Below are 24,732 nucleotides of genomic sequence, written 5' to 3'. Positions count from 1 at the left end.
GTGTCGGGCATGCCGATCACCGAGTTCGCGCCCGAGCACGCCGCGGCGCAGGCCTACCTGCGACTGGCGCGGGAGCTGGTCGCCCGTGGCGCTGTCGCCTGACGCGTCGACAAGCTCACCGACCGGGGAGCCGGGAAGCGCCCCCGAGCCTGCGGACGGGTTCCGCGTGTCGCTGTCGAACTTCGACGGTCCATTCGATCTGCTGCTGACGCTCATCTCCAAGCACGAGCTCGACATCACCGAGGTGTCGCTGTCGCTCGTGACGAACGAGTTCATCGCGTACCTGCGCGCCGTGGGGCCGGATGAGGAGCTGGACGAGGCGTCCGAGTTCCTCGTCGTCGCTGCGACGCTGCTCGACATGAAGGTCGCGGGTCTGCTGCCGCAGGGCGAGCTCGTCGACGCCGAGGCCGTCGCGCTGCTGGAGGCGCGCGATCTGCTGTTCGCCCGGCTGCTGCAGTACCGGGCGTTCAAGGAGGTGTCGGCGTGGTTCGAGCGGAGCCTGCGCCGCGAGGACCGTCGGCACGCCCGCTCTGTGCGGCTGGACGAGAAGTACCGCAACGCCGTCCCCGAGCTGGTGTGGTCGCTGAGCGCCGAGGACTTCGCCGCCCTCGCGCTGCTGGCGATGACGCCCAAGGAGCTGCCGAGCGTCGGCCTCGATCACCTGCACGCTCCCTTGGTGAGCATCCGCGAGCAGGCGGCGATCGTGGTGACCCTGCTGCGGGATGCCGGTTCCCTGACGTTCCGCGAACTCATCGCCGGCGTCGGCCAGACCGGCGTCGTGGTGGCCCGCTTCCTGTCGGTGCTGGAGCTGTACCGCCACGCCGCCCTGTCGTTCGAGCAGCTCGAGCCGCTCGGCGAGCTGACCCTGCGCTGGAGCGCGCACCGCTGGAGCGACGAGAACCTCGCCACCCTGGGAGCCGACTATGACCAATGACCCGACAGCGACGACCGAGGTGGAGCCGGTGGTCGACACGACCGACGTCGCCCGCCGGCTGGAGGCGATCCTGCTGATCGTGGAGGAGCCGCAGAGCCTCGTGAGCCTCGCCGCCGCCGTCTCGGCGCCGGTGCCCGCGGTGCGGCAGGCGGTCGAGGCGCTCGTCGACGACTACGACGGCCGCTCGGGCGGACCGGTGCGCGGCTTCGAGCTGCGCGAGGTGGGCGGGGGCTGGCGTCTGTACGTGCGTGAGGAGCTCGACGACCTCGTGAGCGAGTACGTCGGCGGACAGGCGCCGTCGCGCCTGTCGCAGGCAGCCCTGGAGACCCTTGCGGTGATCGCCTACAAGCAGCCGGTCACGCGCAGCCAGGTCGCGTCGATCCGCGCCGTGAACGTCGATTCGGTGGTGCGCACGCTGCTCGCGCGGGGGCTCATCACCGAGCTGTTCGCGGATGCCGAGACCGGTGCCATCAACTACGGCACGACGGACGCGCTGCTGACGCACCTGGGCATCAATTCGCTGGACGAGCTGCCCCACATCTCGCCGCTCCTGGACGGTGCGGACGAGGTGGCCGAGGGCGCAGAAGAAGGAGGACGACGGTGACGGACGAGCGCTCGACGGAGGGCGTGCGCCTGCAGAAGGCCCTCGCCAATGCCGGGGTGGCCTCACGGCGTGTGGCCGAGCAGATGATCGTGGAAGGCCGCGTCCGGGTCAACGGGCGCGTCGTCGACGAGCTGGGCTCGCGCATCGACCCCGAGAAGGACCTCGTCGACGTCGACGGCACGGCGGTGCAGTTCGACCAGTCCAAGCGCTACGTGATGCTCAACAAGCCGACCGGTGTCGTCAGCTCGATGAAGGACGACCGGGGCCGTCCGGACCTGCGCCGCTTCACGAAGGACTGGCCCGAGCGCCTGTACAACGTGGGGCGATTGGATGCCGAGACCAGCGGGCTGCTCGTCCTCACCAACGACGGCGAGCTCGCGCACGTGCTGGCACACCCGTCGTTCGGCGTCACCAAGGTGTACATCGCCAAGGTCGACGGCACGGTCACTCCGCAGACGATCCAGCGGCTGCTGCGCGGGGTGGACCTGGAGGACGGGCCGATCGCCGCCGACAAGGCGCGTCTGCTCTCGGCGTCTGACGAGGGCGGCGGCTCGCTCGTGGAGCTGACGCTGCACTCGGGGCGCAACCGGATCGTGCGCCGCATGATGGCCGAGGTGGGGCATCCCGTCGTCGAACTCGTCCGCCGGCAGTTCGGGCCGCTCCACCTGGGAACGCTGCCAGCCGGGCGCGCCCGCGAGTTGACTAAAGTGGAGCAGGGCGCTCTGCTGACTCTCGCGCGCCGCGACACCGGCAACAGCGATACCGTCGAAAGGAAGGCGCCCGATGAGTGAGCCCGTCCTGGCGTCGCGCGTGCACGGCACGGTGCGCATCGTCGGCACCGGCCTGCTCGGCGCCAGCATCGGGCACGCGTTGCGGGCGAACGGGGTGGACGTCGCCCTCGACGACACGTCGCCGTCGCAGCTGCGTCTCGCGGTCGACTACGGCGCAGGACGCCGTGCGACCGACGACGACGATCCGACGCTCGTCGTCGTCGCGGTGCCGCCGGACGTGACCGCCGACGTGATCGAGCGCGAGCTGGCGCGGTACCCCCGAGCGGTCGTCACCGACGTCGCCAGCGTCAAGCTGGAGCCGCTGCGCACGCTGCGCGAACGGGGCGTCGACCTCACGCACTACATCGGCTCGCATCCGCTGGCCGGGCGCGAGCGCGGGGGAGCGATCTCGGCTCGCGCCGACATCTTCATCGGTCGCCCCTGGGTGGTGTGCCGCGACGCCGAGACGTCGTCGGCAGACCTCGCGCTGGTCGAGGGCTTGGCGCTCGACCTCGGCGCGACGCCGCTGGAGATGACGCCCGAGGACCACGACCGCAGCGTCGCCCTCGTCTCGCACGTCCCGCAGCTGGTCGCCAGCCTGCTCGCCGGACGCTTCGTCGACGCCCCGGACGGCTCGCTGCGCCTGGCCGGTCAGGGGGTGCGCGACACGACGCGGATCGCGGCATCCGCTCCCGAGCTGTGGGTGCAGATCCTCGGCGCGAACGCGGCACCGGTCGTCGATGTGCTCGACGACCTCGCCGCCGACCTCGCGTCGGTGGCGGACGCTCTGCGCGACCCCGACGCGCCCGGCGCGCGGCGCGCTGTCGCCGACACGATCCGCCGCGGCAACGACGGCGTCGAGCGCCTCCCCGGCAAGCACGGCCAGAACCGCCGCTTCGAGCAGGTGGTCGTCATGGTCGACGACACCGCCGGCCAGCTCGGCCGCCTCTTCGGCGAGCTCGGCGACCTGGATGTGAACGTCGAAGACCTGCGCCTGGAGCATTCGCCGGGCGCCCAGTTCGGCCTCGCCGAGATCAGCGTCGTCCCGAGCGCGGTGCGCCGCGCCGTCGACGGGCTCGAAGCGCGCGGCTGGAAGATTGCGAGCACCACCAATGACTGATCCCTCCTCGACGACCGAAGACGTGGTCGTCGTCGCGATCGACGGCCCCGCAGGCAGCGGCAAGTCCAGCGTCTCGAAGCAGGCCGCGCGTCGCCTCGGCTACGGCTACCTCGACACCGGCGCCGCGTACCGTGCGCTGGCGTGGCACGCGCTGGAGCACGGCATCGACACGTCGGACGCGGCATCCGTCCTCGACGTCGCGGGCGACTTCGACTACGCCATCTCGCTCGACCCCGACGACTACTGGGTGCGCGTCGGACAGACCGACGTCACCGAGGCGATCCGCGAGCCGCGGGTGTCGGACGCCGTGAGCGGCGTCGCACGCGTCCCGGCCATCCGCGAGTCGGTGAACGCCCTGTTCCGCGCCCTCGTGGCCCAGTCGGGTCGGACGGGCGTCGTCGTCGAGGGCCGCGACATCACGACGGTCGTCGCACCCGACGCTCCCGTGCGCATCCTGCTGACCGCCGCGCCGGAGGTGCGGGCCGCGCGCCGCAGCGCCGAGCTGACGACGCAGGATGCCGCAGCCGTCGCCGCGGCGCTGCATCAGCGCGACGCGTCGGACTCGGCCGTCGTCGACTTCCTCACCGCCGGGCCCGGCGTCGAGGTCGTCGACTCGACCCACCTTGATTTCGACCACACCGTGGACGCCGTGCTCGGCGTGATCCGGGCCGCACTGGCGGCTCCCGCGGCGGACACCGCACAGACGGGAGCCTGAGATGGCCGCTGACAACCGTTCCGACTTCGACGAGTTCGATGCCGGCGACGACCACCTCGCCGAGAACATCGCCGCCCTCGACGACGAGCTCATCGAGCAGCGCGCGAGCGCGCTGCGCCAGGGTCTCGAGGACTACGAGCTCGACGAGGAGGACGCCGAGCTGCTCGCGGGCGTCATCCGCGGCGAGGACGGCATCGAGTTCCTCCCCGCGCTGCCCGTCGTGGCGATCGTGGGCCGCCCGAACGTCGGCAAGTCCGCGCTCGTGAACCGCATCCTCGGACGCCGCGAGGCGGTTGTCGAAGACACGCCGGGCGTGACGCGCGACCGCGTCACGTACAAGGCGGAGTGGATGGACCGCCGGTTCACGCTCGTCGACACCGGCGGCTGGGAGCCCGACGCGAAGGGCATCGACCGCTCCGTCGCGCTGCAGGCCGAGGTCGCCATCGACCTCTCGGACGTCGTGCTGTTCGTGGTCGACGCGATGGTCGGCGCCACGTCGACCGACGAGCACGTCGTGCGCCTGCTGCGCAAGACCGGCAAGCCCGTCTTCCTCGTCGCGAACAAGATCGACGACGCCCGCCAGGAGCCCGAGGCCGCCGCGCTGTGGAACCTCGGTCTCGGCGAGCCGCACCCGGTCTCGGCGATCCACGGTCGCGGTGTCGCCGACCTGCTCGACGAGATCATGAAGGTGCTGCCGGACGTGTCGGCGGTCGCCAAGCACGAGATCGGCGGACCCCGCCGGGTCGCGATCCTCGGCCGCCCGAACGTCGGCAAGTCGTCGCTGCTCAACAAGGCGGCCGGCGAAGAGCGCGTGGTCGTCAACGAGCTCGCGGGCACCACGCGCGATCCGGTCGACGAGATCGTCGAGATCGGCGGCAAGCTCTGGCGCTTCGTGGACACTGCGGGCATCCGCCGTCGCGTGCACCTGCAGCAGGGCGCGGACTTCTACGCGTCGCTGCGCACCTCGGCCGCGCTGGAGAAGGCGGAGGTCGCCGTCGTCGTGCTCGACGTCACCCAGCCGCTCAGCGAGCAGGACGTCCGCATCATCGACCTCGTCCTCGAATCGGGCCGCGCACTCGTGCTGGCGTTCAACAAGTGGGACCGCCTCAACGACGACGACATGGACGGCCAGGACCGTCGGCGCTACCTCGAGCGCGAGATCGAGCAGGATCTCGCGCATGTGGCCTGGGCTCCTCGCGTCAACATCTCGGCGCGCACCGGCCGGCACCTCGACAAGCTGGTGCCCGCGCTGGAGACCGCCCTCGAGTCCTGGGATCAGCGCATCCCGACCGGCAAGTTCAACGCGTTCCTCACCGAGCTCGTCGCCGAGCACCCGCACCCGCTGCGGGGCGGCAAGCAGCCGCGCATCCTGTTCGGCACCCAGGCGTCGACGCGTCCCCCGACGTTCGTGCTGTTCACGACCGGGTTCCTCGACCCCGGCTACCGCCGGTTCATCCAGCGGCGCCTGCGCGAGCTGTACGGCTTCGAGGGCACGCCGATCGTGGTCAACATGCGCGTGCGCGAGCGCCGCCAGCGCTGACGCTCCGGCTCACCTGCCGCGCCTGGCGGGCCGCACCATCGCGGTCGCGTCGGGCTCGGTGAAGCCGAACTGCCGGTAGAGGCCGTGCGCGTCGCCGGTGAACAGCGTCCAGCGCATGTCTGCCCCGGGGCCGTCGTCGATCATCAGCTGGACGAGACGCTTGCCCAGGGCGTGTCCGCGGTGCTCGGGCAGCACGAAGACGTCCGCGAGGTAGGCGAAGCCGACGCCGTCCGACACGGCACGTGCGAACCCGACCTGCTCGCCGGTGTCGCGGCGGTACGCGCCGACGACCCGCCACGAGTTCGCGATCTGCGTCTCGACATCGGCTCGCGAGCGCCAGCGCCCCCAGTACGCCTCGGTCGAGAGCCCGCCCCACACCACGTCGAGCTGGATACGGGCGGGGTCGTCGTCGAGGTCGTAGTCCGCGTCGTTCATGCGCCCAGTCTGCCGAGTCGCCGCATGACGCGGGCCGTGCCGGTCGCAGGCTCGTGGCCTGCCGGTGTGACAGGCTGGGCTGGTGACGATCGAGCCTCCCGCACCCGGTGAGCCGCGCCGTCCGCACGGTCCGAGGGACAGCGGCGACGCGTGGGTGGTCGCCCCCACGGGCGAGCGGTATTGGGGCCGTTTCGGCGCCGCGGGGCTGCTCGCGGTGGATGCTGCCAGGCGGGTGCTGCTGCAGCACCGAGTGTCGTGGAGCCATTTCGGCGACACCTGGGCCCTGCCCGGCGGTGCGCGCCATGAGGGCGAGACCGCCTGTGACGGCGCGTTGCGCGAGGCGGCCGAGGAGGCCGGCGTTCCCGACGACGCGATCCGCCCGCGATTGCTGAGCGTCTTCGACCTGGGCTACTGGAGCTACACGACCGTCGTGGGCGACGTGGCCGTGCCGTTCGAGCCGGTCATCAGCGACCCCGAGAGCCGCGAGCTCGCCTGGGTGCCCGCCGACCTCGTCTCGACGTACCCGCTGCATCCCGGCTTCGCCGGATCGTGGGAGCGGCTGCAGGCCCTCATCGACGTGCGCCCCGCGGTCGTCGTGGACGTGGCCAACGTCATGGGCTCGGTGCCCGACGGCTGGTGGCGCGACCGCCCGGGTGCCGCGTCCCGGCTTCTCGAGCGGATCGCCCGACTCGCCGCGAGCGGGGTGGAGGCATCCGCCCTCGATCTTCCCGAGCAGGTCTGGTACCCGCAGTGGTCCGCGGTCGTCGAGGGCCAGGCCCGTGCCGCCGCCGATGTCGACGGCATCGACGTGGTGCGCGCACAGGGCGAGGGCGACGACACGATCGTCGCCGAGGCACGGCGGCTGGCGGCATCCGGTCATTCCGTGACGGTGGTCACGAGCGACCGCGGACTCTCGGACCGGGTGAGGGATGCCGGTGGTTCCGTGCGCGGGACCCGCTGGCTGCTCGATCGGCTCGGCGACCGCTGACGGACCCCGCGGGGCCGGGGAGGCCCCGCGGGATCGCCTCAGCCGCGGTGGATCTCGACGTCGGCAGCCTTCACGTATTACTGCCGGTGACCGAACGAGATCAGCAGGAATCGGTCGGTCCCGCGCGACCGCACGTTTCCACAGGGGGCTGCGTGTGTCAGCCGGAGAGCCGGGGCGTCAGTCGCCGTCGGCGTCCGTCCCGGCGCGGTCGCGCCCGCGCAGGCGATCGATCTCGCGGCGCTCTCGCTTGGTCGGCCGCCCGGCGCCGCGATCGCGCTGCGCCATCAGGGGAGTGGGATCACGCGGGGGAGTGCGGTCCTCCATGGCGGCCGCGACGAGGAGCGCTCCCACGCGCTTCGAGATCGTCTGCCGTACGACCAGCATGCGGTCGAACCCGTCGATGCGCACGCGCACCTCGTCGCCCGGCTTGAGCAGCTGCGCGGCCTTCGCGCGCTCGCCGCCTACGCGCACGTGACCGGCCCGGCAGGCGGCGGTGGCCGCCGAGCGGGTCTTGTAGACGCGCACGGCCCAGAGCCAGGCATCCACGCGCACCGGCCGCATCGGCGCGGCGTCGGTCATGCCGCCACCGGCGCGGGAGCGGCGGCCGTGCGGCGCGCGCGGACCGCCGCGAGCACCCCCGCGGCGATGAGACCCTGCCCGAGGCAGTACGTCAGCATGACGAGCGGGCTGGTCCAGTCGGGCATCGCGTCGGGCATGAACAGGCGGAACGCGAGCACCGAGTCCGACGTCAGGAAGAACACGCCGCCCCACGCCACGAGCGGATGACAGCGGGATGCCGCCACCGCGGTGCCGCCGAGCACGAGGCCGTACACCGCGACCGCGACCGACAGGTCGCCGAGGTGCGGCCACAGCACCGCGAGGAGCACGATCCACCAGACCGCGTACACAGCGGCCCACAGCGGCATGCGGCGGACGGCGAGGCGACGCCAGAACAGCCAGATGTAGGCGACGTGCGCGAGGCCGAAGAACAGCAGCATCATCGGCAGCTCGGGCGCGAACGGGAAGAACGTGCCGGCGCCGTCGCCGAGCCACGACAGTCCGATCGCCACCGCGAGGAGGGTGAGCGAGGTCGTCCACGGGGTGCCGTGCGAGCCCCACACGACTGCGAAGGCGAGGAGCGGCATCAGCGTCAGCTTCGTGGGTGCCGCGATCGCGTCCGCGTCGGCCGCGAGCGCGACGACATGGACGACCGACAGCGCGATGTACGGGGCGAACGCGATCCAGAGCCGACGCATGATCCTCCTCGATGTGCAGGGCACCATAATCGTCGCATGACCGATGTGCTCGCCCGGATGGGCCTCATCCGGATGTCCGCCCGCGACACCGGCACTCCGCACCGCGTCTCGACCCCGCTGGAGCTGCTCTTCGACCTCGTGTTCGTGGTCGCCGTGTCGCAGGCGTCCCAGAACCTGCACCATCTCATCAGCGACGACCACGTCGGGCAGGGCGTGCTGTCGTACCTCATGGTGTTCTTCGCCATCTGGTGGGCCTGGATGAACTTCACATGGTTCGCCTCGGCGTTCGACACCGACGACTGGCTCTACCGCGTGCTCACCGTCGTGCAGATGGGCGGCGTGCTCGTCCTCGCCGCGGGCGTGCACGACGCGATGGTCTCGTTCGACTACGTCGTCGTCACGTGGGGCTACGTCATCATGCGACTGGCCATGGTCGCCCAGTGGCTGCGGGCTGCGGCATCCGATCCCGCGTTGCGGCGCACGGCGCTGCGCATGGCCGCCGGCGTCGCGGTGGTGCAGGTGCTGTGGCTCGCGCGCGTCTACCTGCTCGACGACGCGGCCCAGTTCTGGACGTTCTTCGTGCTGGCCGCCCTCGAACTGCTCGTGCCGGTCTGGGGCGAGGCTGCGGGCAAGACGCCATGGCACCCGCACCATATCGCGGAGCGCTACGGCTTGTTCACGCTGCTGCTGCTCGGCGAGAGCCTGCTCGCATCGGCGAACGCGATCTTCGACGCGCTGGGCGAGGGCGAGCACGTGCCGGAACTGCTGACGCTCGCGATCTCGGGCATCGTCGTGACGGCCGGGATCTGGTGGGTGTACTTCGCGCGAGAGCAGCACAGCCGCCTGGAAGGGCGCAGGTCCGCGTTCCGCTTCGGATACTTGCACTACGCGATCTTCGCGGCGGTCGGCGCGGTGTCGGCGGGCGTCGAGGTCGAGATCGACGAGATCACCGGACACACGTCGGTGTCTCCGGTGGTGGCCGGGCTCGCTCTCACGCTGCCGATCGCGATCGTCGTGGCGGGGGCGTGGCTCGTGCTGCTGCGGGCGTCGCTGGCGCGCTGGGCGTCCGGTGCGGTGCTCGTGGGCGCGGTGCTCATCGCGCTGAGCGGTCTGCTGCCGTCGAACGAGTACGTGGTCGCGGCGGCGCTGCTGGTGGGCGTGGTCGTGGTGCTGGAGATCGACGGGGCTCGCGCGACCTCAGCCGCGCAGGTCGAGTGACACGATCGCCAGATCGGGGCGCGGACGCGCGACCTCGCGGAACCCGGCCGCCTCGAACGTCGACAGCACGCCGTGGTAGAGGTCGTTGACCGGGATCTTCTTGCCGGCTCGCGGGTCCTTCGGGTACGCCTCGACGACGCGGGCGCCGGCGGCCCGGGCGTAGTCGAGCGCCGCGTCGAGCAGCTCGGCGTTGAGACCCTGATGCCGGTGCTCTCTTCTCACGACGAAGCACGTGACCGCCCAGACGCCCTCGTCGTCCCACGGCTCTTCGGATGCCGCGAACGCGCGCGTCCGCGCCAGCCGCACCTGACGCGTGCGCGGACCGACCCGCACCCATCCCGCCGGTTCGCCGTCGACGTAGGCGATGAGCGCGGGCGGGGGAGCGTCCGCCATCTCGTCGCGCAGCAGCTCGCGCCGCTCGTCCTGGCTCGTCGCGTCGAACTGCGCGTTCGTGAGCGTCCACCACTGGCACTGACAGCTCTTGCCGTCGCCTCCGCCCGTCAGCGCCCGCTGCGCGTCGTCGAAGCGGTCTGCGGTCGCGGGTTCGATCATGATGCGGGGCATGCCGTGACGCTATTGCGGGCCGCCGACATCGACAAGTGCAGCGGATGCCACGCCCGGACGTCCGCGTGTTCGCGAGGCCACCGCGGACCGGGTAGGATGGTCGAGTTGTCCGCACGCAGGTGCGGCAGCGACAACAGAACAACGGGATGTGGCGCAGCTTGGTAGCGCACTTGACTGGGGGTCAAGGGGTCGCAGGTTCAAATCCTGTCATCCCGACAGAAAAGCCCTGGCAGATCGTAAGATCTGCCAGGGCTTCGTCGGCTTCTGAGGGTGCGCTCTGCGGTCAGTGGGCGGTCCATCCGCCGTCGACCGACAGGACGGCACCGGTGAGGAAGCCTGCCTCGGGGCTCGTCAGCAGCATCGCCGCGGGCGTGAGCTCGCGCCGCTCGCCCCACCGGCCGGCCGGCACCTCGTGGTCGAGGAAGCGCCGCACCTGCGGGTCGTCGTCGACGCCCTCGTTGAGGGGTGTGCGGAACGGCCCCGGCGCGAGTGCGTTCACGGTGATCCCCGCTTCCGCGAGCTCGACCGCGAGGCTCTTGGTCAGCTGCACCACGGCGCCCTTGCTGGCCGCGTAGGCCGACCGGTCGGCGGCGCCGACGAGCCCGAGCGCGCTCGCCAGCGTGACGATGCGGCCGTACCCGGCCGGCCGCATGAGGCGGGCGGCCGTACGGCACGCCAGCCACGTCCCGACGACGTTGACGTCGAGGCAGGCGCGCAGCGCTGCGGGGTCCAGCTCATCGATGGACCCGCGCGCCTGGCGGCCGGCGCTCGCGACCAGCACGTCGAGGCGGCCGAACTCGGACGAGATCCAGCTCCCGGCGGCATCCATCGATCCCTCGTCGGTGACCTCGCAGGCCAGCCCGTGGACCACCGCCCCGGTGGCGTCGGCGATCTCGCCGGCGGCTTCGCGGGCGCGCGCGGCATCGCGGCTCGTCACGACGACGGTCGTGCCCGCGTCGGCGAGAGCCTGCGCGATCGCGAATCCGAGACCCGACGACCCGCCCGTCACGAGGGCGACCTGGCCGGCGCGGACGGGGTCCCGCTGCGATGTGCGTTCGTGCATGACCAGCACCCTAGGGCAGGCCTCCGGCACCCGCGGCCGAGCTCACCGCGCGTCGTGGCCGGCGTGCACGACCCCGCTCGACGAGGGCTGCCAGCGCGGTGTGCTGCTGTCGGGGTCGAGCCAGCTGCGCCCGGCTGTCACCTCTGCCGAGACGTCGAGGAACGCGGATGCCGCGGCGCTGAGGGGCTCGTCGCGCCACGCGATCGACCACGGGTAGACCGGCAGCAGCCCGGCGGGGCGCTGCACGCGCATCCCGAGCCGGCGGTACCGGAGCGCGTACGACTCGAATTCGAGCAGGCGTGCGCCGCGGGGCGCGCGGTGCATCCTCGCCAGGCACTGATCGAAGGTGCCCGGATTGCCCAGCCAGCGGAAGGGAACTCCCAGATGGGCCTCGAGCGCGGCGAGATACTCGCCGTGGGCGTTGAAGAGCGCCGACCCGCGGGGGTCGGCGAAGACCTCGAGAGTGTCATCGAGGAGCGACGTCGATTCCGCGGCAGGGTCGTCGGCACGGCTGACGATCCAGAACGGCTCCAGGCGGAGCGGGCGGTGCCGCCACCCGGACGGATGCCCGGCCGTCATGGCGGGCGTGACGCGGAGGATCGCGATGTCGAGCAGCCCGTTCACCAGGGCGTCGAACTGTCGCTGGCTGTCCATGGAGCTCGCGATGACGGTGAGTTCGGGGAACCGGTCGGCGAAGGCGTCGACGACGATCCGGCTGGTGTCGAGGTCGAAGATGTGGGCGACGCGCAGACCGGCGTCCTCCGGGCGCATCATGCGGGCGGCCTGCGCGATCAGCACGCGCGCCTCACGCAGGAACCGGATGCCGTCGGGCGTGAGTGCGACGTGGCGGCTGTCGCGTGCCAGCAGCCGGAACCCGAGTTCGCCCTCGAGCCGCCGGATCTGCTTCGACAGCGCGGGCTGGCTGATGTGCAGCCGCGCGGCCGCGCGCCCGAAGTGCAGTTCGTCGGCGACGACGACGAAATACCGCACCAGTCGAAGATCGAGGTCCACCTGTCCTCCTGTACGAAGATTGGCGTGCGCGAAGGATCGATGCAAGCTCGGTTATCGATCCGCTTCGAAAAGGTCTTGGACGCCGTCTTCGCCGCGGGTGTGTGCTGATCTCGTCCGCGAGTGCGAGGAGCATCGTCCATGGCCGACAATCCCCGTCCCGTCGTCTTCATCCACGGCCTCTGGCTGCACGCCTCCAGCTGGGCGCCGTGGGTCGAGAGGTTCCGCGCTGCGGGGTACGAGCCGGTCGCGCCGGGGTGGCCGAACGAGCCCGCGACCGTGGCCGAGGCGCGCGCCCACCCTGAGGCCGTCGCCGACATCGGCATCGACGAGGCGGCGGGCCACTTCGCCGACATCGTCAAGGGGCTCGGTGACGACACCGTCCTCATCGGCCACTCGTTCGGCGGCCTGATCGCCGAGAAGCTGCTCGGCGAGGGACTCGGCGCAGGTGCGGTCGCGATAGACCCGGCGCAGATCAAGGGGGTGCTGCCGCTCCCGCTGGCACAGCTGCGCTCGGGGTTCCCGGCGCTCGGGAACCCCGCGAACCTGCACCGTGCCGTCTCGCTCACGTCGGCGCAGTTCCGCTACGGGTTCGGCAACGCCGTCGACGAGGCCGAGTCCGATGCGCTCTTCGAGCAGTGGACCATCCCCTCGCCGGCGCGGCCCCTCTTCCAAGCCGCCGCCGCGAACTTCGTGATGCACTCGCCGGCGGCGGTCGACACGAAGCGGGCTCCACGCGGACCGCTGCTGCTCATCTCGGGCACGGCCGACCACACGGTTCCCGACGTCGTCACGCGGTCGACGCTGAAGCAGTACCGCGACTCGATGGCTGTCACGGAGTTCACGCAGTTCGAGGGCCGCGGCCACTCGCTCACGATCGACCACGGGTGGGCGGACGTGGCCGACGCGGTGCTGGAGTGGCTGAAGGCGCAGGGGCTCTGACGTGGATCTCGGACTGAGTGGCGCGGTGGCGATCGTCACGGGCGCCGGCCGCGGGATCGGCCTTGCGGTGACCCGGACGCTCGCCGCAGAGGGGGCGCGCGTGCTCGCGGCATCCCGAACCGTGACCCCGCAGCTGGCTCAGCTCGCCGACGAGGGCGCGGTGCGGGCGGTCGCCGCGGATCTGACCGATCCCGCCGTCCCCGCGCAGCTCGTCGCCCGTGCCGGCGAGTGGGGGACGCTGAACGTGCTCGTCAACAACGTGGGCGGCGTGCATCCGCGAACGGGAGGCTTCGAGTCCGTCACGGACGACGAGTGGACCGCCACCTTCCAGCTGGACGCGCTGACGGCGATCCGGATGACCCGCGCGGCACTGCCGGCGCTGCGTGCGGCCGGTCGCGCATCCGTGGTCACCGTCGCATCGGTGAACGCGCGTCTTCCCGACCCGGCCGTGATCGACTACGGCGCGGCGAAGGGCGCGCTCGTGAACTTCTCCAAGGCGCTGTCGAAGGAGGTCGGCCCGGCGGGCGTCCGCGTGAACACGGTCAGTCCCGGTCCGGTCGCCACCGATCTCTGGCTCGGCGAGGGCGGCGTGGCGGCGACGCTGTCGACGGCGGCCGGCTCGGACCGGGCGGGGGTGGTCGCGGGGGCGGAAGCCGCGATGGTGACGGGGCGCTTCACCACGCCGGACGAGGTGGCGGCGCTGGTCGCCTTCCTCGCCAGCGACCTCGTGGCGGGGAACATCACCGGAGCGGACGTCGTGATCGACGGGGGTATGACCGCCGAGCTCTGAGGACGATCCGGTCAGCCGGCGTGGCGCAGCCGGTGCCGTTCGAGCACGCGTGCGGCGACGGCATCGGGCATGCCGGGTCCGGGGAGCGCCTCGACGTCGGTCGCGTCGTCGAGCGGTCCGCAGATGTCGCATACGAGCTGCATCCGGACGGGATGCTCGTCCGGCCCGTGGCGGTAGAGGATGGGCGGGCCGTCGGGCGCCGCCCAGCGGTCGCCCCATTCGGTGAGCGCGATGAGCGCGGGCGCGAGGTCTCGGCCACGCTCGGTGAGACGGTACTCGCCCTCGCCCGCCTCGTTCGTGACGCGTTCCATCACGCCCTCCTCGACGAGGTGGTCCAGGCGTGACGCGAGGACGTTGGTGGCGATGCCCAGGCTCTTCTGGAACGCCGAGAACCGCGTGGACTCGGCGAACAGCGCGTTGCGCAGGATGAGGAACGTCCAGCGCTCGCCGAAGACCTCCAAGGTCCGAGAGATCGAGCAGACCTGGGATTCGTACGTCCGGCCGAGCATGACCTCAGACTACGACCGCGCACTTGCGTGATACAAGCTCGACTTGCCGTGGTGGGATAGCGGCATGAGCGAGGGACGCATCGCCGGACTCGACCTTCTTCTGCCGCTGCCGGCGGGCCGGCCCGCGCGCGCACTCGAAGACGCTCTCCGTGCGCTCGTGTCGAGCGGCGCCCTCCCGGTCGGCGCCCGTCTGCCGGCGGCGCGTGCGCTCGCGGCAGACCTCGGCGTCGCCCGCAACACCGTCGCCGACGCCTACGCGCGATTGACGGCGGAGGGCTGGCTGGAGGCCCATGTCGGCGCCGGGACGTGGGTCGCGGCGGCCCCCCGCGCGGTCGCGCCGCCGTCGGACCGGCCGGCGGCGACCCCGCCTTACGATCTGCGCGGCGGACTGGTCGACGCGAGCGACTTCGAGTACGCGGCATGGAGCGCGCACACGAGGCAGGCGCTCGCGGAGCTGCCCGGCACCGCCTTCTCGTACCCGCCCGCAGCCGGGGCCGCCGCCCTGCGGCAGAGCCTGGCCGGGTACCTGGCGCGCACGCGCGGCGTCGCGGCGGACGCCGGCGACGTCCTCGTCGGAACCGGGTTCGGCGACCTCCTGTCGCTCGTGTGTCGCGCACTGCGCGCCCGCGGCGCCCGCCGCATCGCTGTCGAGGAGTACGGCCATGAGCACCATCGCCGCATCATCGACGCGGCGGGGCTCGAACCGGTGCCGGTGCGCGTGGACGCGGACGGCGCCGTCGTGGACGACCTGGAGGACTCGGATGCCGCTGCCGTGCTGCTCACCCCCGCACACCAGTTCCCGACCGGAGTGCCCCTGTCGGCATCCCGCCGCCGCGGGGTCGTGGAGTGGGCGCGCCGGGCGGACGCGCTCGTGCTCGAGGACGACTACGACGGCGAGTTCCGCTACGACCGCCGCAGCATCGGCGCGCTGCAGGCGCTGGCGCCCGATCGGGTCGTCTACCTCGGGACCGCGAGCAAGGCCCTGGCGCCGGGGGTCGGTCTGGCCTGGGCGGTCGCGCCTCCCGCGATGCGTGGCGAGATGCTCGTGCAGCGCGAGCTCGGAGGAGCATCGGCCGCCGGCATCCATCAGCACGTCCTCGGGAGGTTCGTCGACTCGTTCGCCTACGACCGCGCCGTGCGGCGGCGACGCGCGGTCTTCCGCAACCGTCGTGAGCTGCTCGAAGGGCTGCTGACCGAACGCGCCCCGTCGGCGTCGCTGCATGGGCTGGCGGCGGGGCTGCAATGCCTCGTCCGGCTGCCCGGCGACGTCGCCGAGTCGGACGTGGTGGATGCCGCCGCCCGCCGCGGCGTGGCGGTCCTGGGGCTCGCGCAGTACCGCCTCGGGGCCCGGGCCGGCGACGCGCTGCCGGGCATCGTCGTCGGCTACGGCGCCCCGTCGCCCGCCCGTCTGGAGCGCGCGCTGGAGCTCTTCGTCGACGCCGTGGCGGAGACCGCGTCCGACCGCTGAGGGCGATTGGCCCATGTTCACGGCATCCGATTGACCATGTTCGTCGGGTCGAAGCGACCTAGCGTGGACGCATGACCACTGCGACCAGCACCATCGTCCCCGTTGCCTCACGCCTCGACTTCGACGCCCTCGCGCCCGTGTTCTCGCGGGCCGTCGGCGAGCTCGACGACGCCGCGACCGCCCAGCTCGACCTCGCCGGCATCGACGCGGGACTGCGCGAGCTCGTGCGCCTGCGCGCGTCGCAGCTCAACGGCTGCGCCTACTGCGTCGACCTGCACTCGCGTGCCGCCCGCACGCACGGCGTCACCGCGCAGCGCGTGGACGCCCTCGCGGTGTGGACCGAGTCCGGCCTGTTCACCGCGGCCGAACGCGCGGCGTTCGCGCTCACCGAGGAGATGACGCGGATGTCGGAGACGCACGTCCCCGAGGAAGCCGTCACGGCGGTGGTCGACGCGTTCGGCGAGGACGGCGCCGCGGCGCTCATCTCGCTCGTCATCGCGATCAACGTGTGGAACGCCATCGGGGTGACCGCGCGCCCGTGGCGTGTGGCCCCCCGGACGGCCGACTGAGCCGGCCGCACGGCAGGGGGCGCGGCGCCCGATACGCTGGAGGGGATGACGAACACGCGTGCCGAGGCGGCGTATCTGCGCTCCGTGGCGGCGTTCCGGACCCCCACCCTCGACCTTCTGCACCGGCGCTACGCGCCGTTCGTGGTCGCCGCACTCTCCGTCGTGTTCACGGTGGACCGGCCCGCGGTCGCCGTGGCCGACGCGCACGCCGAGATCGCCGAGATCCTCGACGAGCTGCGCGCTGCGGGCTACGACGAGGACGACCGCGCCCTGCCGTCGGGCACCGCTCGGGAGATCTGCCGTCACTGGGTGCGCGTGGGGTGGCTGGTGCCGCAGATCGACGGCGACGTCGAGGTGTACCGCCTCACCGCCCACGCGGTGAGCGCGCTGGAGATCACGGGCCGCACGGGCGGCGGTCGTACGCGAGTGTCGAACTCGCGCGTGCGCACCCTGCTCGAAGCCGTCGAGCGGCTGGCGGCCGACGCCGAGACGGATCCCGTGCGGCGCATCGAGCGCCTGACGGCCGAGCGCGATGCCCTCGATGCCGAGATCCTGCGACTGCAGCACGACGAGGCCGTCCCGGTCGATGACGAGCAGCTGCTCGAAGAGGCCGAGAACGTGCTGCACCTCGCCCGCGAGCTGCCGGCCGACTTCGCCCGCGTCGCCGAGTCCATCAAGGCGATGCAGCGCGATGTGGTGGCGGACCTCCGGCGCGACGTGCGACCCACCGGCGAGGTGCTGCGCGAATACCTCGATCGGGGGCAGCACGTCATGCAGTCGACCCCCGAGGGACGCGCGTTCGCCGGCGCGCTGCGCCTGCTCGGCGACCCGGAGCGCATCGACGACCTCACCGAGCAGCTGCACACCGTGCTGGCCCAGCCGTTCGCGCGGCTGATGGATGCCGAGCAGCGTGCCGAGCTGGACGCCATCGGCCGCCGCGTCGAGCTGGGCGTGCTCGAGGTGCTCACGGCGCAGCGGCGCGCCTCGCACGTGATCACCGGCCAGGTGCGCACGCACGATCCGGTGCGGGACCGGCAGGTCGACGAGCTGCTGCGCGACGTGATGTCGGGGCTGCAGGCGTGGACCAGCAGCTCGTCGTCCGAGGCGGCGGTCGAGCCCGTGCGCAGCCTGCCGCTGGCGGGCGTCGGCCATCTGCGGCAGTCGGTGAGCGACATCCGGCCGCCCGGGATGCCTGCGGCCCTGGCCGGCAGCGTCGACGACGCCGAGTTCGTGGATGCCGACACGCGCGCCTGGGGAGGCCCGCGGTATGTCGAGCTCGAGGCGTACGTCGCGGGACTCGGCGAGGAGTTCGACCTGGCGACGGCCTTCGAGGGGACCGACGACGAGACGAGGCGCCCCGTGGACCTGCTCGGCCTGCTCGAGATCGCGCACCGCAACGGAATGAGCGAGGGCGACACCGTCTCGGTCGTCGAGGCCCTCCGTCCCGACGGCACGACCCGCCGCTTCGCGTTCGGCGCCGTGACCGCCCGCACCTCGAGAGGGAGCGATGATGACTGACACCGCCGCCGACACGACCCGCGAGATGGAAGAGGATGCCGCGACCGAGGCCGCCGGCATCCCTCCCTTCATCGACCCGGTCGCGATGGAGGACGATCCCGACGAGCTCTTTCCGGGGGACCGGGGCGTGCTCGACGCCGAGGTGCGGCGCGTGCTCGTCCACGTGCTGCAGCGCCGGTTCGTGCAGTCGGACCGGCACCGCGACACGTGGAAGGTGCTCCTGGACAATCAGCAGCTGATCGAGGCGCGGCTGAACGACCTCTTCGTGCGCCTGGTCGTCGATCACGAGCGCGGGGTGGCATACAAGCAGCAGGTGCGCTCGGACGAGTTCGACGTGCCGATCCTGCTGCGCGACTCGCCGTACTCGCGCGCCGAGACGCTGGTGCTCGTGCACCTGCGGACGGTGTACCAGCGGGAGTCTGCGGCCGGCGAGCCGTCGGCGCGCGTCGACATCGAAGACGTGGAGCAGACCGTCCTCAGCTACTTCGCCGAGTCCGACGGCGACACCGCGCGTCGCCAGCGGGCCATCCGCAAGGCGATGGAGCGCCTCGACCGGGACGGCATCGTCGACGAGGAATCGGCCGGGCGGTTCCGCATCAGCCCGCTGGTCGAGATCGTGCTGAGCGCCGAGAAGCTGCGCGAACTGCGCGACTGGCTGCGGCAGCAGGAATCCCTTCCCGAGCTCGAGGACGAAGTCGAACTCGAGGAGGTCGCCCTGTGACGATGATCGACACGCTGTTCGGGCTCATCCCGGCGGCTTCGCGGGGTCAGCAGTGGCTGGCCGAAGACCTGCAGCTCGTCAACTGGGGCGGCTACGACGGCGCGCACCGTGTGCGCTTCTCGCCGACGGCGACGCTGCTGTGCGGCGGTTCGGGGTCGGGCAAGTCGACGCTCATGGACGCGTACATCGCGCTCATGATGCCCCACACCACGCCGTTCAACGGCGCGTCCAACGGGGGAGTGACGGGACGGCCGCGCGGCGACGAGCAGCGCAACATCCTGTCGTACGGTCGTGGCAAGCTCGACGAGTCGCGCACCGAGGACGGCACCAAGATGCGCGTGCTGCGCGGCGACGGCGTCGACACATGGACGGCCGTGGCGATGACGTGGCTCGACCACGACGGCTCGCGGTTCACCGCGGTGCGCGCGTGGTACATCCCCGCGGGCGCGCGCGTGCTCGAAGACACGGTGCGAGTGCGGGCGACCGCCGACGCCGCATTCGACCTGAGCTCGCTGGAGCAGGTGGTCGCCCAGCGCTTCACCGACACGTCGCTGCGCTCGGTGGGACTCGACCCCTACGGCACCGACCGCGAGTTCTCGGCGCGCCTGCACGCCGTGCTCGGCATCGGTGCCGCCGGCGCCGGGTCGAAGGCGATGAGCCTGCTCGCCCGCATCCAGGCGGGCCAGCAGATCACCACCGTCGACGACCTGTACAAGCGGCTCGTGCTCGAGGAGCCCGAGACGATGGCGACCGCGGATGCCGTCGTCGCCCATTTCGACGAACTCGAAGGCACCCGCACCCGCATGCTCACGGCACGGCAGCAGGTCGGCACGCTCGAGCCGCTGCGCGACCTGCGCGAGAAGATCGCCGCCGCCGCCGAACGGGTGCGGCTGATCGACGAGATCGGCGACTTCTCGGACGCACGGTCGCTCGCGAGCCTGTGGCGCGCGGGCCGCCGCCTGGAGCTGCTGCGCGAGGTCGAGGGCGAGCTGCGCGACAGCAAGCACGCGGCCGACGTCGCGCTGCGCGAGAAGCGCGCTCTCGCCGACGCGGCCGAGATCGAGCGCGACGGCCTGGCCGACGTGCTTCGGCAGTCCGGCGGCGACCGCCTCGAGACCGCGCAGCGCGAGCTGCGCGAGGTGGAGCGCCGTCTGTCGACGGTGCAGGTGAACCGCATCCGCTTCGACGAGGACCTGCGTGCGCTGGATGCGACCGTGTCGACCCGCGCGGACTTCGACGCCCTCGTCGCCGAGGCCCGTGCGGGACTGGCCGATGCCGATGCGAAGCGCACGGCGCGAGGCGCCTTCTCGGACGCGGCGCTCGAACTCCGGGCCGCCGAGGCAGAGGTGGCCGAGCTCGAGGCAGAGATCCGTCGCGCCGCCGGTCGGCGCGACAACATCCCGCGCGCGCTGCACGAATCCCGCGAGCTGCTCGCCGAGGCGGCCGGACTCGATCCCGAGGACCTGCCGTTCGTCGGCGAGCTCGTCGAGGTGCGCACCGAGTTCGAACCGTGGCGCGAGGCGTTCAACCTCGCGCTCGGCGGCTTCGCGACGACTCTCCTGATCGACGTCGCCCATCTGCCGGCGTTCCGCGCCGCGATCGACGGCGTGCGCACACCCGTGCGACTGCGCTACGAGGGCGTGCACACCGGGCTCGACGCGACCGGCGGCCGCGACGCCGACACGCTGCCCGGACGCCTCGACTACCAGACCTCCCCGTTCACGGGCTGGCTGCAGGGGCGCCTCGAGGAGCGGTTCGGCTTCGTGTGCGTCGATTCCGCGCGGGCTCTCTCGCAGCACGCCAAGGCGCTCACCATCACCGGCCAGATGTCGGACGGCAGCCGCGGCGCGCACGGCGGTCACGGTCGCGACAACGTGCTGGGCTTCTCGAACGAGCGCCGCCTGCACGTGCTGGCGGGCCGCCTCGAGCGTGCTCAGGTGCGGGTGGCACGTGCGACCACCGCCGCACGGACCGCGGAGAACGCGCTGGATGCCGTCGACGCCCGCCTCGCCGTGTACGCGAAGGTCGTCGACCTGACGTGGGATCTGCTCGATGTCGACGCCGTCACGGCGGAGCGGGACCGCTGGACCGCCGTGCAGGACGACGTGACGGCATCCAATCCCGAAGTGGCCCGCCTGCAGGGGCAGATCGCGGCGGCCAAGGGCAAGGCGGCGAGCCTGCGCGAAGAGATCGGCCGGATCGAGGCGGAGCGCGAGCGCATCGAGACCCGGTGGGCCGACGTGACCGACGACGTCGATGCGACGCAGTCGATCATCGACGCCGCCGAAGACGACGACCGTGCGCTCGACGACGACCAGCGGGGGTTCCTCGACGCGCGGTTCACACTGCGCGAGGCGGCGGCCGCCGCGAGCCCGACGGTCGTGCTCACGCGGTTCGATGCGGCACTCGTGTCGGCGGCGCAGCGACTCGACGAGGAGCGTGCGTCGGCGGTCACCGCGCACGACGAGCAGCGCGAAGGCGTCCGTCGCATCATGACGGGCTTCCTGGAGCGCTGGCCGAACCCGAACCTGCTGCCCGACCCCGACACGTCGATCGACGATTTCGAGGGCATCCTCGAGGCGCTGCAGACCAGCGGCCTGCACGAGCTCGAGGCGGACTGGCGCGACAGCCTGCTGAAGCTGTCGGGCAACGACCTCACCAACCTCGACGCGACGCTGAGCCGGTCGCTGCGCGAGATCCGCGATCGCATCGAGCCGATCAACGAGATCATGCAGGACCTGCCGTTCTACGACGACGCGCACCGGCTGCAGATCACGACGCGCGAGAACCAGTCCGAGCCGCGCAAGCGGTTCCGCCGAGAGCTGCGTGAGGTGCGGGGGCTCATCGACGCGGCGGCCTCGGACGATGACCGCGAGCAGGTGTACCGCCGCATGACACGGCTGATCGGCCGCATGCGCCGGTCGGCGCCGGACTTCGGCGACCTCGTCGACGTGCGCAATCACGTGCGGGTGAGCGCCGAACGCGTCGACGCCGAGACGAAGCAGCACATCGCGCTGTACGACCACATCGGAGAGAAGTCCGGCGGCGAGTCGCAGGAGCTCATCGCGTTCATCGTCGGGGCTGCGCTGCGCTATCAGCTGGGGGATGCCGGCGCCGAGCGCCCGCGCTACGCCCCGGTCTTCATGGACGAGGCGCTCATCAAGGCGGACGCGCACTTCACCAAGCGGGCGATCGGGGCGTGGCGGGGCCTCGGCTTCCAGCTAGTGATCGGCGCGCCCAACGACAAGTACAGCGCGATCGAGCCCCACGTGGACGTCGAGTACGACATCCTCAAGGACACGCGCGGCCGCTCGTGGGCGAAGCCGAAGGTGGGACTGCGCTCGTAGCGGGATGTATCAGCGCGTGATGTGCGCGCTCTGGAGTGTGTGCTGGCCGATCGGCCGGCAGACATCCCTGGGGGAAATCACATGCGCATCACTTACCGCATCTTCTCGTTCGCCATCTGTGCGCTGGTCGCACTGCAGGCCGCCACGCACGCGTGGGGGTCGGCGGGCCTCGACGTCTACATCGCCGGGGGCGGTGTCATCGACGGGTCGGCGATGGACGGTCCGCCGGCGTTCCCCGAGATCGTGGGCTTCATGATCCACGGCATGAACGGCATGTTCGTGATCCCGACGCTCGCCCTCCTGCTGTTCATCTTCTCGTTCTTCGTGAAGGTGCCGCGGGCGGTCGCGTTCGCCGGCGGGGTCCTCGCGCTCGTGGTCGTGCAGGTCACGCTGGGGCTGTTCGGCCACAGCATCCCGCTGCTCGGCTTCCTGCACGGCGTCAACGCGCTGCTGCTGTTCACGACGGCGCTCCTGGCAGGCCTGAACGTCTCGAAGCGGCGCGTCGACGCCGCGTCCGCCGCACCGTCGGTCTCGGCGCCGACCGCTGCCGGTGCTTCCGCCTAGAACAGCGTCCGCGGCGAGCCGGTGGGCGTGGTTCGCCCGCCGGCTCGCCGTCGTGGGGCTCGCGGTCGCCCTCGCGCTCGTGGGCTGGGCGTGGTGGGCGAGCATCCTCCCCGGCTCGTACTCCGTGATGGAGATGGGCACACCGGACTTCGGCGGAGGTCCGGGTGTGGCCGGCCATGCGCACGGCGGTGCCGCGCCGCAGGCGGCCGCCGCGACCGTGCCCCCGACGAGCGTCACCGATCTTGCGGCCGACCCGGATCAGCCGGCGGACGTGCACGTCGAGCTCGTCGCCCGGGCGGAGCGGGTCACGCCAGACGGCGGCGCCCCGTTCGACGGGTTCACGCTCAACGGACAGACGCCCGGCCCGACGATCCGGGCGCGGCAGGGGCAGCTCGTCGAGGTGGTGCTGCGCAACGAAGACGTGCCCGCCGGGGTCACCGCGCACTGGCACGGCGTCGACGTTCCGAACGCGATGGACGGCGTCGCCGGGGTGACCCAGGATGCCGTCAAGCCCGGTGAGAGCTTCACCTACCGCTTCGTGGCCGAGCAGGTCGGGACGTTCTGGTACCACTCGCACCAGGCATCGCACCCGCAGGTGGTCGGCGGGCTGTATGGCGCGCTGATCCTGGAGCCGGCGGAGGGGACCGACGCTTCGTCTCGTTCCTCGCTCAGCGCACGTGCCGCCGATGCGACGGCGCTCGTCCACACCTACCCGGGCGGCCAGCGGACGATCGACGGCGTCGTCGGCGATGGGCACCGCACCGCCGCGCCGGGAGACACCGTGCGTGTCCGTCTCGTCAACACCGACAGCACACCCACGTCGGCGTGGGTCACCGGCTCGACGTTCCGCGTCCTCGCGGTGGACGGCACGGAGCTGAACGGCCCGGCACCCGTCGACGGCGAGAAGGTGCCGCTCACGGCAGGCGGCCGCGCCGACCTCGAGGTGACCGTGCCGGCGAGCGGTGTCGTGCGCATCCAGGTGCCGGGAGCATCGCTCGTGCTCGGGCCCGATGGGGCCGAGGCATCCACCTCTCCCGCGCCTCGGGATGAGGTCGATCTGCTGACGTACGGCGAGCCGGCGGACGTCGGGTTCGATCCCGCACGGGCCGACCGCCGTTTCCGGTACGACATCGGGCGGCTGCCCGGCTTCCTCGACGGCGCCCCGGGGTACTGGTGGACGATCAACGGCGGCATCATGCCCGCCGTCCCGATGTACATGGTGCAGGAGGGGGACGTGGTGGTCATGACCATCTCGAACAACAGCGGCGAGGTGCATCCCATGCACCTGCACGGCCACCATCTGCTGGTGCTGTCGCGCGACGGCGTGCCGTCCACCGGCTCACCGTGGCGGGTCGACTCGCTGAACGTCGAGCACGGCGAGACGTACGAGGTCGCGTTCGTGGCCGACAATCCCGGCATCTGGATGGACCACTGCCACAACCTGCCCCACGCGGCCGAGGGCCTCATGACCCACCTGGCATACGCCGGCGTGACGACGCCGTTCCGGCTGGGTCGGGATTCGGGCAACGACCCGGAGTAGGGCGCTTCAGCTGCGCGCGGAGCCGATGGGCTGCGGGATGCCGCCGCCCGGCGAACGGAGGGTGCGGGCGTAGTCCTCCTTGAGGACGGCCAGGTGGAACCAGGCCTCGAGGCTCTCTACGCCGGGGATCGCGCGGATGCGTTCGAGGCTCGCGTACAGCGCCCCCGCGGAGGGTTCGACGAGCGTCGTGACGATGTCGAAGCGGCCGAGCGTGCGGGCGGCGAAGTCGACGCCGCGCCACGTCCGCAGGGCGTCGGCCACCTGGTCGTCGGTGCCGGCGAGGTTGAGGCCGACGCCCATCGACAGCTGGCGGTGCGCGAGGCCGCGCGCCTCGACAGCGCTGATCTTGATGACGCCGGCGTCGGTGAGGCGCTGGACTCTCGTGGTGACGGCCGAGGGCGACAGTCGTACGGCCTCGCCGAGCGCGCGGTAGCTGGTGCGGCCGTCCCGCTGCAGCTGCTCGATGAGCGCGGTGTCGATCCCGTCGATGGTGATGTCGCCGTGGTACTCCGAGACGAAGAACCCCTTGACGACGTCGGTGTAGATGAG

The 24,732-nt window shown here is 71.9% G+C and carries 26 protein-coding genes and 1 tRNA gene; 19 read left to right on the top strand and 8 right to left on the bottom strand.

Annotation, left to right across the window (positions count from 1 at the left end):
- From ACTHNQ_RS17955 to der, 7 genes are all read left to right on the top strand, one after another.
- A partial coding sequence (locus tag ACTHNQ_RS17955; RefSeq protein WP_440335310.1) for a ParA family protein occupies positions 1-102 on the top strand: 102 nt, incomplete at its 5' end.
- Positions 86-934 (top strand): segregation and condensation protein A, encoded by an 849-nt coding sequence (locus tag ACTHNQ_RS17950; RefSeq protein WP_440335309.1) that lies wholly within the window; start codon positions 86-88, stop codon positions 932-934. The genes ACTHNQ_RS17955 and ACTHNQ_RS17950, both read left to right, overlap by 17 nt.
- Positions 924-1,538 carry an SMC-Scp complex subunit ScpB gene (gene scpB / locus ACTHNQ_RS17945; protein ID WP_440335308.1) on the top strand — a complete coding sequence of 205 codons (615 nt, stop codon included), beginning with the start codon at positions 924-926 and terminating at the stop codon, positions 1,536-1,538. The genes ACTHNQ_RS17950 and scpB overlap by 11 nt, the downstream gene beginning before the upstream one ends.
- A complete protein-coding gene (locus ACTHNQ_RS17940; RefSeq protein ID WP_440335307.1) occupies positions 1,535-2,329 on the top strand; it encodes a pseudouridine synthase in 795 nt (264 codons plus the stop codon). The genes scpB and ACTHNQ_RS17940 overlap by 4 nt, the downstream gene beginning before the upstream one ends.
- Positions 2,322-3,428, top strand: coding sequence for a prephenate dehydrogenase (locus ACTHNQ_RS17935; protein ID WP_440335306.1), 1,107 nt, complete (start codon positions 2,322-2,324; stop codon positions 3,426-3,428). The genes ACTHNQ_RS17940 and ACTHNQ_RS17935 overlap by 8 nt, the downstream gene beginning before the upstream one ends.
- On the top strand, positions 3,421-4,143 hold the full coding sequence (cmk, locus tag ACTHNQ_RS17930; RefSeq protein WP_440335305.1) for a (d)CMP kinase: 723 nt from the start codon (positions 3,421-3,423) through the stop codon (positions 4,141-4,143). The genes ACTHNQ_RS17935 and cmk overlap by 8 nt, the downstream gene beginning before the upstream one ends.
- Position 4,144: 1 nt before the next feature.
- Positions 4,145-5,683, top strand: coding sequence for a ribosome biogenesis GTPase Der (gene der, locus ACTHNQ_RS17925; protein WP_440335304.1), 1,539 nt, complete (start codon positions 4,145-4,147; stop codon positions 5,681-5,683).
- Positions 5,684-5,692: 9 nt separating this feature from the next.
- Here the strand turns inward: der and ACTHNQ_RS17920 are convergent, their stop codons facing one another.
- Entirely contained in the window at positions 5,693-6,118 is a 426-nt protein-coding gene (locus ACTHNQ_RS17920; protein WP_440335303.1) for a GNAT family N-acetyltransferase, read from the bottom strand.
- Positions 6,119-6,200: 82 nt separating this feature from the next.
- On the opposite strand from ACTHNQ_RS17920, the gene ACTHNQ_RS17915 reads away from it, so the two are divergent.
- Positions 6,201-7,106 carry an NUDIX domain-containing protein gene (locus tag ACTHNQ_RS17915; protein ID WP_440335302.1) on the top strand — a complete coding sequence of 302 codons (906 nt, stop codon included), beginning with the start codon at positions 6,201-6,203 and terminating at the stop codon, positions 7,104-7,106.
- A 177-nt stretch (positions 7,107-7,283) separates the two neighbouring features.
- Here ACTHNQ_RS17915 and ACTHNQ_RS17910 read toward each other — a convergent pair whose 3' ends face one another.
- Both ACTHNQ_RS17910 and ACTHNQ_RS17905 read right to left on the bottom strand, forming a co-directional pair.
- Entirely contained in the window at positions 7,284-7,685 is a 402-nt protein-coding gene (locus tag ACTHNQ_RS17910) for an RNA-binding S4 domain-containing protein (protein ID WP_440335301.1), read from the bottom strand.
- Positions 7,682-8,362 carry a lysoplasmalogenase gene (locus ACTHNQ_RS17905; RefSeq protein WP_440335300.1) on the bottom strand — a complete coding sequence of 227 codons (681 nt, stop codon included), beginning with the start codon at positions 8,360-8,362 and terminating at the stop codon, positions 7,682-7,684. The genes ACTHNQ_RS17910 and ACTHNQ_RS17905 overlap by 4 nt, the downstream gene beginning before the upstream one ends.
- A 36-nt stretch (positions 8,363-8,398) precedes the next feature.
- On the opposite strand from ACTHNQ_RS17905, the gene ACTHNQ_RS17900 reads away from it, so the two are divergent.
- Positions 8,399-9,580 (top strand): low temperature requirement protein A, encoded by a 1,182-nt coding sequence (locus ACTHNQ_RS17900; RefSeq protein ID WP_440335299.1) that lies wholly within the window; start codon positions 8,399-8,401, stop codon positions 9,578-9,580.
- On the opposite strand, the gene ACTHNQ_RS17895 is transcribed toward ACTHNQ_RS17900, so the two are convergent.
- Positions 9,560-10,144 carry a GNAT family N-acetyltransferase gene (locus ACTHNQ_RS17895; RefSeq protein WP_440335298.1) on the bottom strand — a complete coding sequence of 195 codons (585 nt, stop codon included), beginning with the start codon at positions 10,142-10,144 and terminating at the stop codon, positions 9,560-9,562. The genes ACTHNQ_RS17900 and ACTHNQ_RS17895 overlap by 21 nt on opposite strands.
- Positions 10,145-10,286: 142 nt before the next feature.
- Here ACTHNQ_RS17895 and ACTHNQ_RS17890 point away from each other — a divergent pair.
- A tRNA-Pro gene (locus tag ACTHNQ_RS17890) sits at positions 10,287-10,360 on the top strand.
- 67 nt (positions 10,361-10,427) lie between these two features.
- On the opposite strand, the gene ACTHNQ_RS17885 is transcribed toward ACTHNQ_RS17890, so the two are convergent.
- Positions 10,428-11,207 (bottom strand): SDR family NAD(P)-dependent oxidoreductase, encoded by a 780-nt coding sequence (locus ACTHNQ_RS17885; protein ID WP_440335297.1) that lies wholly within the window; start codon positions 11,205-11,207, stop codon positions 10,428-10,430.
- A gap of 42 nt (positions 11,208-11,249) precedes the next feature.
- A complete protein-coding gene (locus ACTHNQ_RS17880; protein ID WP_440335296.1) occupies positions 11,250-12,218 on the bottom strand; it encodes a LysR family transcriptional regulator in 969 nt (322 codons plus the stop codon).
- A gap of 138 nt (positions 12,219-12,356) precedes the next feature.
- Between ACTHNQ_RS17880 and ACTHNQ_RS17875 the strand changes: the two genes are divergently transcribed.
- Both ACTHNQ_RS17875 and ACTHNQ_RS17870 read left to right on the top strand, forming a co-directional pair.
- Complete coding sequence (locus ACTHNQ_RS17875; protein WP_440335295.1) at positions 12,357-13,157, top strand: alpha/beta hydrolase; 801 nt, start codon at positions 12,357-12,359, stop codon at positions 13,155-13,157.
- Between the two features lies 1 nt (position 13,158).
- The gene (locus ACTHNQ_RS17870) at positions 13,159-13,947 is read left to right on the top strand and encodes an SDR family NAD(P)-dependent oxidoreductase (RefSeq protein WP_440335294.1); all 789 of its coding nucleotides are present in this window, start codon (positions 13,159-13,161) and stop codon (positions 13,945-13,947) included.
- A gap of 11 nt (positions 13,948-13,958) precedes the next feature.
- On the opposite strand, the gene ACTHNQ_RS17865 is transcribed toward ACTHNQ_RS17870, so the two are convergent.
- Positions 13,959-14,456, bottom strand: coding sequence for a winged helix-turn-helix transcriptional regulator (locus ACTHNQ_RS17865; protein ID WP_440335293.1), 498 nt, complete (start codon positions 14,454-14,456; stop codon positions 13,959-13,961).
- Positions 14,457-14,520: 64 nt separating this feature from the next.
- Here ACTHNQ_RS17865 and pdxR point away from each other — a divergent pair, with 64 nt between their 5' ends.
- From pdxR to ACTHNQ_RS17830, 7 genes are all read left to right on the top strand, one after another.
- Positions 14,521-15,924, top strand: coding sequence for a MocR-like pyridoxine biosynthesis transcription factor PdxR (pdxR, locus tag ACTHNQ_RS17860; protein ID WP_440335292.1), 1,404 nt, complete (start codon positions 14,521-14,523; stop codon positions 15,922-15,924).
- 71 nt (positions 15,925-15,995) lie between these two features.
- Positions 15,996-16,493, top strand: a complete 498-nt coding sequence (locus ACTHNQ_RS17855) for a carboxymuconolactone decarboxylase family protein (protein ID WP_440335291.1) — start codon at positions 15,996-15,998, stop codon at positions 16,491-16,493.
- 45 nt (positions 16,494-16,538) lie between these two features.
- Positions 16,539-18,011 carry a DUF3375 domain-containing protein gene (locus tag ACTHNQ_RS17850; RefSeq protein ID WP_440335290.1) on the top strand — a complete coding sequence of 491 codons (1,473 nt, stop codon included), beginning with the start codon at positions 16,539-16,541 and terminating at the stop codon, positions 18,009-18,011.
- Positions 18,004-18,732: a DUF4194 domain-containing protein gene (locus ACTHNQ_RS17845; protein ID WP_440335289.1), complete on the top strand. Its 729-nt coding sequence runs from the start codon at positions 18,004-18,006 to the stop codon at positions 18,730-18,732. The genes ACTHNQ_RS17850 and ACTHNQ_RS17845 overlap by 8 nt, the downstream gene beginning before the upstream one ends.
- The gene (locus tag ACTHNQ_RS17840; RefSeq protein ID WP_440335288.1) at positions 18,729-22,079 is read left to right on the top strand and encodes an ATP-binding protein; all 3,351 of its coding nucleotides are present in this window, start codon (positions 18,729-18,731) and stop codon (positions 22,077-22,079) included. The genes ACTHNQ_RS17845 and ACTHNQ_RS17840 overlap by 4 nt, the downstream gene beginning before the upstream one ends.
- Before the next feature lie 81 nt (positions 22,080-22,160).
- Positions 22,161-22,643, top strand: a complete 483-nt coding sequence (locus ACTHNQ_RS17835) for a hypothetical protein (protein WP_440335287.1) — start codon at positions 22,161-22,163, stop codon at positions 22,641-22,643.
- Positions 22,630-24,183: a multicopper oxidase family protein gene (locus ACTHNQ_RS17830; protein ID WP_440335286.1), complete on the top strand. Its 1,554-nt coding sequence runs from the start codon at positions 22,630-22,632 to the stop codon at positions 24,181-24,183. The genes ACTHNQ_RS17835 and ACTHNQ_RS17830 overlap by 14 nt, the downstream gene beginning before the upstream one ends.
- A gap of 6 nt (positions 24,184-24,189) precedes the next feature.
- Here ACTHNQ_RS17830 and ACTHNQ_RS17825 read toward each other — a convergent pair.
- On the bottom strand, positions 24,190-24,732 hold a 543-nt coding region (locus ACTHNQ_RS17825), incomplete at its 5' end, for an Lrp/AsnC family transcriptional regulator (RefSeq protein ID WP_440335285.1).

The sequence above is a fragment of the Microbacterium sp. genome (assembly GCF_051953575.1).
In the GTDB taxonomy this organism is placed as follows: domain Bacteria; phylum Actinomycetota; class Actinomycetes; order Actinomycetales; family Microbacteriaceae; genus Microbacterium.
This window is presented reverse-complemented; position numbering and strand designations above follow the sequence as displayed.

Excerpts from the sequence above, each read along its gene's own strand:
- ACTHNQ_RS17920 (WP_440335303.1), bottom strand. The coding sequence starts at position 6,118 with ATGAACGACGCGGACTACGACCTCGACGACGACCCCGCCCGTATCCAG.
- ACTHNQ_RS17865 (WP_440335293.1), bottom strand. The coding sequence starts at position 14,456 with ATGCTCGGCCGGACGTACGAATCCCAGGTCTGCTCGATCTCTCGGACC.
- ACTHNQ_RS17895 (WP_440335298.1), bottom strand. The coding sequence starts at position 10,144 with ATGCCCCGCATCATGATCGAACCCGCGACCGCAGACCGCTTCGACGAC.
- ACTHNQ_RS17910 (WP_440335301.1), bottom strand. The coding sequence starts at position 7,685 with ATGACCGACGCCGCGCCGATGCGGCCGGTGCGCGTGGATGCCTGGCTC.
- ACTHNQ_RS17875 (WP_440335295.1), top strand. The coding sequence starts at position 12,357 with ATGGCCGACAATCCCCGTCCCGTCGTCTTCATCCACGGCCTCTGGCTG.
- ACTHNQ_RS17935 (WP_440335306.1), top strand. The coding sequence starts at position 2,322 with ATGAGTGAGCCCGTCCTGGCGTCGCGCGTGCACGGCACGGTGCGCATC.
- pdxR (WP_440335292.1), top strand. The coding sequence starts at position 14,521 with ATGAGCGAGGGACGCATCGCCGGACTCGACCTTCTTCTGCCGCTGCCG.
- ACTHNQ_RS17835 (WP_440335287.1), top strand. The coding sequence starts at position 22,161 with ATGCGCATCACTTACCGCATCTTCTCGTTCGCCATCTGTGCGCTGGTC.
- cmk (WP_440335305.1), top strand. The coding sequence starts at position 3,421 with ATGACTGATCCCTCCTCGACGACCGAAGACGTGGTCGTCGTCGCGATC.
- ACTHNQ_RS17855 (WP_440335291.1), top strand. The coding sequence starts at position 15,996 with ATGACCACTGCGACCAGCACCATCGTCCCCGTTGCCTCACGCCTCGAC.
- der (WP_440335304.1), top strand. The coding sequence starts at position 4,145 with ATGGCCGCTGACAACCGTTCCGACTTCGACGAGTTCGATGCCGGCGAC.
- ACTHNQ_RS17905 (WP_440335300.1), bottom strand. The coding sequence starts at position 8,362 with ATGCGTCGGCTCTGGATCGCGTTCGCCCCGTACATCGCGCTGTCGGTC.
- ACTHNQ_RS17845 (WP_440335289.1), top strand. The coding sequence starts at position 18,004 with ATGACTGACACCGCCGCCGACACGACCCGCGAGATGGAAGAGGATGCC.
- scpB (WP_440335308.1), top strand. The coding sequence starts at position 924 with ATGACCAATGACCCGACAGCGACGACCGAGGTGGAGCCGGTGGTCGAC.
- ACTHNQ_RS17900 (WP_440335299.1), top strand. The coding sequence starts at position 8,399 with ATGACCGATGTGCTCGCCCGGATGGGCCTCATCCGGATGTCCGCCCGC.
- ACTHNQ_RS17850 (WP_440335290.1), top strand. The coding sequence starts at position 16,539 with ATGACGAACACGCGTGCCGAGGCGGCGTATCTGCGCTCCGTGGCGGCG.
- ACTHNQ_RS17885 (WP_440335297.1), bottom strand. The coding sequence starts at position 11,207 with ATGCACGAACGCACATCGCAGCGGGACCCCGTCCGCGCCGGCCAGGTC.